The sequence below is a fragment of the Pseudoalteromonas sp. McH1-7 genome (assembly GCF_013366255.1).
GTDB classification, from domain to species: Bacteria; Pseudomonadota; Gammaproteobacteria; order Enterobacterales; family Alteromonadaceae; genus Pseudoalteromonas; species Pseudoalteromonas peptidolytica.
The window spans coordinates 244,284-253,667 of record NZ_JABWPQ010000004.1; the positions used below are offsets into that span (position 1 = coordinate 244,284).

12 protein-coding genes and 1 tRNA gene are annotated in these 9,384 nt (G+C 40.8%); 1 reads left to right on the plus strand and 12 read right to left on the minus strand.

Annotated elements, in window-relative coordinates; genetic code table 11:
• Nucleotide 1: 1 nt before the first annotated feature.
• From HUZ36_RS04700 to HUZ36_RS04715, 4 genes are all read right to left on the minus strand, one after another.
• Complete coding sequence (locus HUZ36_RS04700; RefSeq protein WP_176032159.1) at nucleotides 2–1,048, minus strand: DNA adenine methylase; 1,047 nt, start codon at nucleotides 1,046–1,048, stop codon at nucleotides 2–4.
• Between the two features lie 185 nt (nucleotides 1,049–1,233).
• Nucleotides 1,234–1,464 carry a hypothetical protein gene (locus tag HUZ36_RS04705; RefSeq protein ID WP_176032160.1) on the minus strand — a complete coding sequence of 77 codons (231 nt, stop codon included), beginning with the start codon at nucleotides 1,462–1,464 and terminating at the stop codon, nucleotides 1,234–1,236.
• Nucleotides 1,461–1,760 carry a hypothetical protein gene (locus HUZ36_RS04710; RefSeq protein WP_176032161.1) on the minus strand — a complete coding sequence of 100 codons (300 nt, stop codon included), beginning with the start codon at nucleotides 1,758–1,760 and terminating at the stop codon, nucleotides 1,461–1,463. The genes HUZ36_RS04705 and HUZ36_RS04710 overlap by 4 nt, the downstream gene beginning before the upstream one ends.
• 62 nt (nucleotides 1,761–1,822) lie before the next feature.
• A complete protein-coding gene (locus HUZ36_RS04715) occupies nucleotides 1,823–2,182 on the minus strand; it encodes a hypothetical protein (RefSeq protein WP_176032162.1) in 360 nt (119 codons plus the stop codon).
• A gap of 250 nt (nucleotides 2,183–2,432) precedes the next feature.
• Here HUZ36_RS04715 and HUZ36_RS04720 point away from each other — a divergent pair, with 250 nt between their 5' ends.
• Nucleotides 2,433–2,795, plus strand: coding sequence for a hypothetical protein (locus HUZ36_RS04720; protein WP_176032163.1), 363 nt, complete (start codon nucleotides 2,433–2,435; stop codon nucleotides 2,793–2,795).
• A 213-nt stretch (nucleotides 2,796–3,008) separates the two neighbouring features.
• On the opposite strand, the gene HUZ36_RS04725 is transcribed toward HUZ36_RS04720, so the two are convergent.
• The 8 genes from HUZ36_RS04725 to HUZ36_RS04760 all read right to left on the minus strand — a co-directional run bounded on the left by HUZ36_RS04725 (nucleotide 3,009) and on the right by HUZ36_RS04760 (nucleotide 8,829).
• Nucleotides 3,009–3,416 carry a hypothetical protein gene (locus tag HUZ36_RS04725; protein ID WP_176032164.1) on the minus strand — a complete coding sequence of 136 codons (408 nt, stop codon included), beginning with the start codon at nucleotides 3,414–3,416 and terminating at the stop codon, nucleotides 3,009–3,011.
• Nucleotides 3,409–3,972 carry a hypothetical protein gene (locus HUZ36_RS04730; protein WP_176032165.1) on the minus strand — a complete coding sequence of 188 codons (564 nt, stop codon included), beginning with the start codon at nucleotides 3,970–3,972 and terminating at the stop codon, nucleotides 3,409–3,411. Before HUZ36_RS04730 ends, HUZ36_RS04725 begins: the two co-directional genes overlap by 8 nt.
• Before the next feature lie 38 nt (nucleotides 3,973–4,010).
• Complete coding sequence (locus tag HUZ36_RS04735; RefSeq protein WP_368659786.1) at nucleotides 4,011–4,736, minus strand: endonuclease; 726 nt, start codon at nucleotides 4,734–4,736, stop codon at nucleotides 4,011–4,013.
• Nucleotides 4,737–4,821: 85 nt separating this feature from the next.
• Nucleotides 4,822–5,025: a hypothetical protein gene (locus tag HUZ36_RS04740; RefSeq protein ID WP_176032166.1), complete on the minus strand. Its 204-nt coding sequence runs from the start codon at nucleotides 5,023–5,025 to the stop codon at nucleotides 4,822–4,824.
• Between the two features lie 236 nt (nucleotides 5,026–5,261).
• Entirely contained in the window at nucleotides 5,262–6,518 is a 1,257-nt protein-coding gene (locus tag HUZ36_RS04745) for a Y-family DNA polymerase (protein ID WP_176032167.1), read from the minus strand.
• A complete protein-coding gene (locus HUZ36_RS04750; protein ID WP_176032168.1) occupies nucleotides 6,506–6,919 on the minus strand; it encodes a LexA family protein in 414 nt (137 codons plus the stop codon). Before HUZ36_RS04750 ends, HUZ36_RS04745 begins: the two co-directional genes overlap by 13 nt.
• Before the next feature lie 251 nt (nucleotides 6,920–7,170).
• Nucleotides 7,171–7,247 (minus strand) — tRNA-Pro (locus tag HUZ36_RS04755).
• A 163-nt stretch (nucleotides 7,248–7,410) separates the two neighbouring features.
• A complete protein-coding gene (locus tag HUZ36_RS04760) occupies nucleotides 7,411–8,829 on the minus strand; it encodes an alanine/glycine:cation symporter family protein (protein ID WP_147391421.1) in 1,419 nt (472 codons plus the stop codon).
• Nucleotides 8,830–9,384 lie beyond the last annotated feature (555 nt).

Below are 9,384 nucleotides of genomic sequence, written 5' to 3' on the forward strand. Positions count from 1 at the left end.
TTTAAAACAGGTCGGAGTAGTACCGTGTAATGTGTTCGCGCGTAATCCCTGTCATTCGCGATACAGCTACTTTAGTAACTCGTTTTTTCATTCTTTTCAGACTTTTAATCGATTCAGATATTTTAGCTCGCGATTCATCAGTTCTATGTCGGTGAACACGGTAGGCCGCCTTTTGCCTGTTCGTTAAGTTTTCATCATTATCTATCTCTGGTATGGCAGCTGCTTTAGGTTTATTTTCAATGCAGCTAGGTGACACCCACAAGCATTCAATTCGTTTGGTTCTTGTTTTACTACTATTCGCAGTCACTTCGATTTCATGGCGTTTCCATCCAGACTCCTCTAAGCGTTTATAAACATCATTTTTGTAGCCTGATAAAACAAACATACCTTTTGACTCAAGTAAAATATCAACTAGCTTAATATGATCTTCAATTGACATTTCATTCTCATACTCACCATTAATGCGGGTTTCAGGCACGTATGGGGGATCTAAATAAAATAAAGTACGTTCTCTATCGTAGCGGGGAATCAAGTCAGAAAAGCATAAGTTCTCAATTTGTACCTTTCGCATTCTTTCCTGAATTTCAGGCAATCGCTCGATACCCGTATGGAATTTTCTCACACTTGCAGAGTAACCACCTGCGGGGGCATCCACACAATATGACCACTGTTTGGCAAGCCCTCCATGCGATTGCCTTTGAACTACTATCATTAATTTAGCTAGCTCTATTTCATCAACTTCTCTGTCTGCAGCTGCGACAGCATGTTTAAAAAAATCGCGGGAGTAGGGAGTTAATTCCAAGCGCTTAACAAGCTCCCTTGTTTTATCTTTATCAGATAGAACTTTAAACAGACTAGTCATCTTGCGATTAAGATCGTTATATACTTCAACCTTTGATGGGCGCTTACCTAGCAGCATTGCACCAGAACCACCGAATACATCAACATAAGTCTGATGCTGTGGGAAATGTTTAACAATATCTTTCACGTATCTAGTTTTGCTACCGAACCATGTAACAGGTGGCGGTACAGGTTTATAATTTTTCATAGGCTAACCATATATCACACTCGTAGTCATTATGTGATATATGGTTGTGCAGGTCAATTTTTATTCGCTTTCTAGTTGGCGTTTATTGGTGTGAAAAATAGAGATATTGGAATAGTGGTAGGGCGGGAAAACAAAAAAGGCCGCTCACGCGACCTTGGTTTTATTATGATTTAATGGATGCCAAATCAGCTCAAATTGCGCTTACAGCCATTCACCATATTTTCATTTTGTCTACGCATGGCCTCGGCCACACCCAAACTCAGCATAAAAGAGGCTAAGGTTTCACCATCCTTTAAATTACGCACAATGAGCGCCTTATCATCTTTCTTGCAGCGAAAGTGCATGTGACTGTCTGCTTTCTCGCTCGGTGCTTTTTTCGCATTATTATTGCCAGTATTGCCGTGCTTTTCGCTCATGCTTTGCCGGATTGATAGCTAAATCCGCCTCCGTGTTGATCTTCGAGTAACGTTTCAGCAAATAATTCCTCCGCAACGGCATCCGGCTCACCGCCAGCGGCTTTGTGCGCAGCATACCACTGAATGATTAGGCCGCTTACGTTGTCTTCTGAGGTTTGGCTAAATAACTCTGGCTCAATGTTTGAGCTTTCGCAAATCGCAAAAATAGGTTGCCAGTCAAAGGTGATCATACCATCGGCTGAGCGGCCTAATTTAAGATCAGCAAACTGGATGGTGGTCGGTATTGAAATAAGCATTTGGTTTTCCAAATTCAATTACTCCTGCAAAGTAGGCAAGCCCTTGGCTTGCCTCGTCATGGTTATTGCGCTTCACCGAACGCTTGATCTAAACAAGCGTTAACGTGATAGGCTAAATCTTCAAGGTCGTTTGAAGCGTTAGAGTTTACAACCTCATAGACATCCACCGCATCGTGAATTTCACACAACTCAGCAATACGGTAATTAAGCGCTTGATTGTCATTCACTACCTTTGACCACCAATCAAACGTTTCTTGAGAACAAGTATATTCGCCTGTTTCACGGTCAATGTGAATGTGGTGTGATTCTGTGCCAAAACCATCCTCGTTGCCGATAAAGTCTTGAATGTAACAACAGCCTGTTTTTGGATCGATGATTGATAATGTTTCGATTGCCGATGTTTCTTTGATGATAATTTCCATTTGAATTTCCTCTTATTCCTAGTTCCGCTAGGTCGGTGTACCGTCTTGGTATGGTTATAATATAGTTTTTTATCTTTGTTTTGTCAACACAAAACAAAGATAAAAATTAAACTATTTTTTAATCTTTTTGCACTTTTTTTATTCAGCGGGATTTTGTGGGGAATGTTGCACAGTGGAAAAAGACAATACAAATTTTGCATTCGGGTCATGTGACGGTTTATTATACAGAAAAACAACTGAAGGAGCTGACATGAGAATAATTAAACCGGGAAATGATCATGCTGAAGATAGGATTGTATGTGAGGTCAATATGCTTAGCGGGGGCAAGGTGAGGTTGAGTGACAGTATTTATGCTGGGACTAACGTTATAATCGAATTTGGAAGCTATAGCTCTACAATCCCGCAAGAATGGTTCAGCATTCAAGGTTCTTACGATGAAGAAGAAGACTCTCTTTGTCATAATGGTATAACCAACGCTAGTATGGCTGTGGCAATTCCTGGACTGGGTGACACGCTAATTGAAGTGAGAATCACGCTTGAAGATTATTTTGAGTTGTTAGATGTAGAGCAGCTACAGGATTACATTTCGCACAAACCCAAAAAAGATAGCTAAAGTAGCTGCCCAGTGCACAAGGCGTCCAGTTCTCATCCGCTACCAAATAAGTCTCAAACTGCATCAGTGTGATTGATTTGAACTGGCTGCCTTTGAGCAACTCCATTAAATTAGTCGTTCACCTTTCACCGGATGGTTCAGCCTGAAATACATTTGCTGTATTTAGGTTGCCATTTTTCTTTAAGAGCTTTCAATTGATACATCAATTTGAGTTTAGTAGGAACTACAGTTTCCAAATAGAACTTTATCATTGTGCAAATACGTAAACGATTTCATTTTGGTCTCTTCATATTCATTAATGGCAAGTGCTGTGATCCAGCTACCTAGACCCACACCTTCTTCCTTGGTCATTGAGTTAATTACCTTGTAAGAGTTGTCTTTAGAGCCAAAATCAATAACTGTTGGTTCTTGGGCATAAGAATTATCTATGGCACCAATTGTTCTGCCAGTTCTTTTATTTACAACAAACTCTTTCCCTATATACTGCTTTTCCAATAGAGTTATTACCTTCACATTTTTTTGAGAGGGCAATTCAACCCTTTCTATGATACATTTGTAACCCATTGCATGAGCAGATAAAGACAGCGATAAGGTAAAAGCTGGCATGTATATTCTAATCATTAATATCCCTTTGTTGTAACAAACTATTGAGTGGCGCTGTGTGGTATACATACTGTTTAGAGCTTAATACTGATTTGTAAGTTGCTTTTAGCCTAAACTTCTTTACTGCTTCCTCACGGAAAGCAGCTAGAGTAGCTCTATGATCGTCATTAAATTGCCCATGTTGCTGCAAAAAGTTGATTTCGAGAACGGTAACTGTCTCATTAGGGCTAAATGCTTGGTCTTTACCTAATTCTGTTGTAATAAATTCGAATCTTGAACCAAGTAGTGATATTAGTTCATCTTCTAGTTTAGTACATGAAATTAAACATTCATCCCAATAAAATTCGAAGCTTTCAATTAAAGCAGGGCCAATCCCTTTATTGGTAATCGAAAAACTGATACTACCTTTATGATAGCTCGTTTGATCATAATGGTCACAGATATAGGGAATCACAGAGGCATTCTGATGCTTTTTATTGGCATAGCACTGGTAGATTGCTGCAATTGCGCTAGCAATAGCTGCAACACTTGCTGCAAATGCAGTGATTAAAGTATAACTCTCTAATTGTGTCATAGGTTTAAGCCTTTCATTATCCTTGATAAAACTGCTCACTAACTACAGTTAGCTGCTACAAATGGATTATCCCAGCCTTGGTTTTTAGCTTTTCTTTCATGAGTTACGCACTCAGTTTGTGTTACTGGATCTTGCTTATCCCAAGCAATAAATAGCTTTTTCTGTTGTTTACTTATTTTGAGTCCGTACTGCTTTTCAAAGTAGAAGTAGGTACGTGCTATATCACCACGAATTTCAGGCGCTGGCTCAAAAACCTTTGCTTTAAAGTTAACTTCAGCATCACATTGACCATAAACACGTTGCTCACCTTCAATCATACTGAACTTATAATTTGAACGATCTCCATTGACCTCGCCGATTGCAGGCACGAGGTTATGTAAATCACCTTCCATAGCCTTAAATTTTGGGTTTTTCTTACATGCTTTTCGGCCACCATCTTGCCAACATTGTAGTTGATGCCCAAATTCCCAAGCTGGGACAACGTGTTCCCATTCTATACGTTGTGCCCGTTTATTGACTTTGCCTTTTTTGGTGAGTTCATTTCGTGGCTTATAACCGCAATTGGAGGTGTTTGGTTTCAATTTTTTATTGCTTTGCCATTCAATGTTGCAGCCACAATAAAAGGTCGTGGGGGAGCCTTTATAGAGATTTTTGAGCATTATTTTTGCTTGACTAAAACTTTGTCCCGGCCAAGCGCCATCACCACTTGCCGCATGTGTCTCAATACATAATATCGTGAGTAGTACGAGGCTAAATTTTTTCACAGGTTTTCCTTATCGAATATATTGCTTGCCAGACCAAGAAAATGTAACACTCTTATACGGAAAAGGGGAGCGAAACTCCCATAATTTAGCGACTCTGATCTAGGCAAAGTCCCCCAATTACAAAGCAAGCAATCATGGAGCAAACCTTAGTACAAACAGTTTGCAAGTCCGTTTCGAACCCATCAAATGGGTTTAGGCCAATGGCGTTGTAAAATAAGTCATATGTAATTAATAAAGCCACAGTCAATAACACAAAGCCAATGACCATGCACCAAGATTTAAAAGACATAGTTATCTCCTGAAAATTTTAAATGTTATGTAGATTGTTCAGTTGAATGCACACTTAGGTGCTTGAAGGCAGCCTATAAAACTAAGCGCCTGTCTTTTTGAAATGCACGATGACTAATGTCTCGTTAATATTGAATATAAGCCAATAACTGATTGTTATGTTGCGACCACAACTTAGTTGGGTGACTTAAGTCGCAAATTTAAACTAGCAGTTGGCGTCTTTTAAAGCAACTCATTTTAGCACTTTATAACCGGTATATCAGGCCACCGAGTTGTATAGCGAGGGGATAAAAATTCACGACGCATATGCCAAGTGCTTGTTTGCAGCTCCGAACCAATGCGCATGGCGGTTGAGCCATATCGATTATTTACCTCATCCATGCACTTCATCAGCTCGGGCTTATCTTGTGACTGGTTAAACATATCTGTCTGCTGAAATACATCATCTTCCAGCTCAATTGCCCCTACGCCAGATTTATAATATCTCACACCAGGTTGATAAATTTGGCTAAATACACTTTCTACAGCGTTAGCAAAGACGGTTACATCATTTGAGGAAACCGGGAAGCCTTGTATGAAGGATTTCTTAAAATAGTGATCTTCAAACGGGGAGCTATGAGCAAAAACGATAATGCGTTTAGCCAATGATTGTTGCTGGCGGAGTTTTTTGGTCACTATCGAACAGTGTGTTATTAAAGAAGCTTTGAGCGCTTCAGGCGTTGTCACGCGCTCGCCAAAGCTCCGGGTACTAAATATCTCTTTTTTGCGTTGCTTTACTTCATCCCACGATAAGCACTCAATGCCGTTCAGTTCTGATACGGTGCGTTCGAGTACAACACTAAATTGTCGGCGCATATGTTTAGGGCTTTGCTTTGCTAAGTCTAATGCTGATTCAATCCCCAACAGATTAAGCTTTTTAGTCAAGCATCGGCCCACACCCCAAACGTCACCCACACCCATTTGTGCCAGTATTGCTCTACGCGATTGCTCATTGTCAATTACCGCAACACCAGTAGCATCAGGGAATTTTTTAGCTGCATGATTCGCTGCTTTAGCGAGAGTAGGTGTAGGGCCAAACCCAACACCTACGGGAAGTTTAGTCTTACGCCATACCGCTCGTCTTATTGAATGGCCATATTCATACCATGAGTCAACAATATCTCCATAGCCGTCAAACTTTAGAAATGATTCATCGATTGAATATATGTAGTGGCGATCACTAAATTGATTTATGACGCTCATCATTTTGTCAGATAGATCTGCGTATAGTTCATAATTAGATGAGCGAACGACCACGCCGTGTTGTTCAAGTGCGTCCTTCAGTTTGAAGTAAGGCTGAAATTTAGGAACCCCAAGCGCTTTGGCTTCAGGTGATACTGCGACGATGCAGCCATCGTTATTTGACAGTACAATAACGGGCTTTTTGCGTATAGATGGGTCAAAGACTTTTTCTGCAGAGGCATAGAAAGAAGTTGCATCTACTAACGCATACATTTGAAAAGCTCAACATTGTTTCTGTGCATTCTTACAGAGCCGATGACAACCCCCTCTAACTGAAACTGGTCGCAGTCACTAATTCTAACTGAAGTATACATAGGAGAGGCGGACCGTAAGATTCTATGTTCAATATCGAGCAACTTGCACACAAACTCATTGTTGTAGTTTGCTACGATCACATCATTTTGTTGTGGAGATACAGCTCTATCAACAACAAGCAAATCACCATCAAAAATACCCACTCCCTGCATTGAATCACCTGAGGCTAAACCAATAAATGTTGCATTGGGGTGCTGAACCAGCAATTGATCTAAAGACAGTCCTAGTTCTCTGTACTCGGCTGCGGGAGACTCAAATCCTGTTATGCCCGCTTGTGCCTTTATGGGTATTACTTTCATAAATCACCTATACTGTATATATAAACAGTATATATTTTAAATGAGAGTTGAGACAAGATTTTTTGATAGCAGATATTGCAAAATGAGAAATTTGAGAACAATAAAATGGAGTGAAAAGGATAGATACAACTCAGAACGATGAGGAATTAAACTACTGTATAATGGTACGTTGCTGGTACGTTGGTGGTACGGGGTACAAAAATTAAGAGTTGAAAAAGTGTTGTAACTTATTGATTAGGGTAAGGAAAAGCTGGTCGGCATAGCAGGATTTGAACCTGCGACCCCTGACACCCCATGACAGTGCGCTACCAAGCTGCGCTATATGCCGACTTGGTGACTACTATACGGATTTTTTTTTGAAAGGCAATAAGTGGTTGGTTTGTTTGGACATTAAATGAACTTAAGTGCGTATTTTTGTATTCGTTTTCATTAACGTTGGGTCGTATAAGAAGAAAGCGCACTAAATATAAGCATTAGTGCGCTGTATTGGTTTACTTAGTCCAAATACCTTTTGGTAGTGTTTTTTCTACTTCAGGGTTGGTACTCGGATCAAACTCGGGGGTTACTCCAGCTTTAAGCTGCTTTTTATAATCGGCAGCAAGCCACAGCACAACCTTGCGAAGCATAAAGAGTGCAACCACGTTAACTACAGCCATTAACCCCATTGAAATGTCGGCGAGGGTCCAAACTAATCCGAGTTCACTTACTGCACCAAACATGACCATACCTAATACACAAGCTCTAAACACCATCATTCCTTTCTTTGAATGATGATCTAAAAACAGCAGATTGGTTTCTGCGTAACTGTAGTTGGCAACAATAGAAGTAAAAGCAAAAAATAAAATAGCGACTGCAACGAAAGTTGCACCCCATTCACCTACATGGTGAACCAACGCAGATTGCGTTAACTCAATGCCGGTCAGGCCAGAGTTTGGCTCAAGCTGACCAGATAAAAGGATAAGCGAAGCTGTCGCGGTACAGATCACTATAGTGTCTACAAATACACCTAGCATTTGCACATAACCTTGCGATGCAGGATGGTTCGGATTTGGTGTTGCACTTGCTGCTGCGTTTGCAGCGCTACCCATACCGGCTTCATTTGAGAATAGGCCGCGTTTAATTCCTTGAAGCATAGCTTGCATTACCGCGTAGCCAATAGCACCAGCGCCAGCTTGTTCGATACCCATTGCACTTTTTACTATTAACATGAATATATCAGGCAGCTGCGCAAAGTTTACAGCACAGACGTACAGCGCCAGCATAAGATAAGCAACGGCCATAAAAGGAACGACGAGCTCGGCAAAGCGTGCAATAGTCTTTAAACCACCAAAGATGATAACCCCTGCCGCTGCCGCTAACGCAATACCCATAATATGCTTGGGCACATCGAAGGCAACTTCAAATGCTGCAGCAATGGAGTTTGCTTGCACTGCATTAAAGACAAAACCAAATGCGAGAATAAGACAAAGGGAGAACAACACACCCATCCACTTACGTTTTAAACCCAACTCCATATAATAAGCAGGTCCACCACGGAAATTTCCGTCATCATCTTTTGTCTTATATAACTGCGCTAAGCAACTTTCAGCAAAACTGGTCGCCATACCAATTAAGGCGATAAGCCACATCCATAATATAGCACCCGGACCACCTAGATAGAGCGCGACACCAACACCTGCCATATTACCGGTACCGACGCGAGCGGCTAATGATGTACAAAATGCCTGGAAAGAAGAGATACCATCTTCAGCGCCCTCACGGCTTTGCATCATTACCTTCACCATATACGGGAATTGGGTGAATTGAATAAAACCGAGTCTAACAGTGAAAAACACACCAGCAGCTATTAATAGATAGATAAGTAGATGGCCCCACAATAGACCACTTATCGAGTTTAAGATATCAGCCATATATTTAGCCTTTTCCTGAGAACGAGTAAATAATGGGGCGGTAATCTACCACAAAGAACAACAAAAACTGAAATTAGTGCATGTTATCCACAGAAAATGTGGATAAGCTGTTAGGGTTTTGTGGGTCAAAACGTGTTTGAAAAATAAATAGAAAAACTTCAAAAAAAGGGTTGCACTTAAATCGGATCTCCCTATAATGCGCATCCACCGACACGGGGAGCAACGCTGAAAAGCAACGAGCCAACGAGTCGGGAGTCAAATAAAACTTGAGTTTGAATACTTCGAAAGAAAATCAAAATTAAGTGTTGACAACAAATGGGAAATGCTTAGAATGCACAACCCTCAGCGCTAACGGCGCAGCGATGATAAGTCATCGTACCGGGTAACCGGAACTGTTCTTTAACAATATGAAGCAATCATCTGTGTGGGCACTCGTACAGATTGAGTTCTAACAGCAGAGTCTAGTTCGCTAGATGACGCAAACAAATTTAGAGTCTCAATTGAACTGAGTGACCAACAGAATAAACATAGTTTATTCAGCACAGTCAATTCGAT

Excerpts from the sequence above, each read along its gene's own strand:
- HUZ36_RS04710 (WP_176032161.1), bottom strand. The coding sequence starts at position 1,760 with ATGCTTATTTCAATACCGACCACCATCCAGTTTGCTGATCTTAAATTA.
- HUZ36_RS04730 (WP_176032165.1), bottom strand. The coding sequence starts at position 3,972 with ATGACACAATTAGAGAGTTATACTTTAATCACTGCATTTGCAGCAAGT.
- HUZ36_RS04725 (WP_176032164.1), bottom strand. The coding sequence starts at position 3,416 with ATGATTAGAATATACATGCCAGCTTTTACCTTATCGCTGTCTTTATCT.
- HUZ36_RS04740 (WP_176032166.1), bottom strand. The coding sequence starts at position 5,025 with ATGTCTTTTAAATCTTGGTGCATGGTCATTGGCTTTGTGTTATTGACT.
- HUZ36_RS04700 (WP_176032159.1), bottom strand. The coding sequence starts at position 1,048 with ATGAAAAATTATAAACCTGTACCGCCACCTGTTACATGGTTCGGTAGC.
- HUZ36_RS04720 (WP_176032163.1), top strand. The coding sequence starts at position 2,433 with ATGAGAATAATTAAACCGGGAAATGATCATGCTGAAGATAGGATTGTA.
- HUZ36_RS04705 (WP_176032160.1), bottom strand. The coding sequence starts at position 1,464 with ATGAGCGAAAAGCACGGCAATACTGGCAATAATAATGCGAAAAAAGCA.
- HUZ36_RS04745 (WP_176032167.1), bottom strand. The coding sequence starts at position 6,518 with ATGTATGCGTTAGTAGATGCAACTTCTTTCTATGCCTCTGCAGAAAAA.
- HUZ36_RS04750 (WP_176032168.1), bottom strand. The coding sequence starts at position 6,919 with ATGAAAGTAATACCCATAAAGGCACAAGCGGGCATAACAGGATTTGAG.
- HUZ36_RS04715 (WP_176032162.1), bottom strand. The coding sequence starts at position 2,182 with ATGGAAATTATCATCAAAGAAACATCGGCAATCGAAACATTATCAATC.
- HUZ36_RS04760 (WP_147391421.1), bottom strand. The coding sequence starts at position 8,829 with ATGGCTGATATCTTAAACTCGATAAGTGGTCTATTGTGGGGCCATCTA.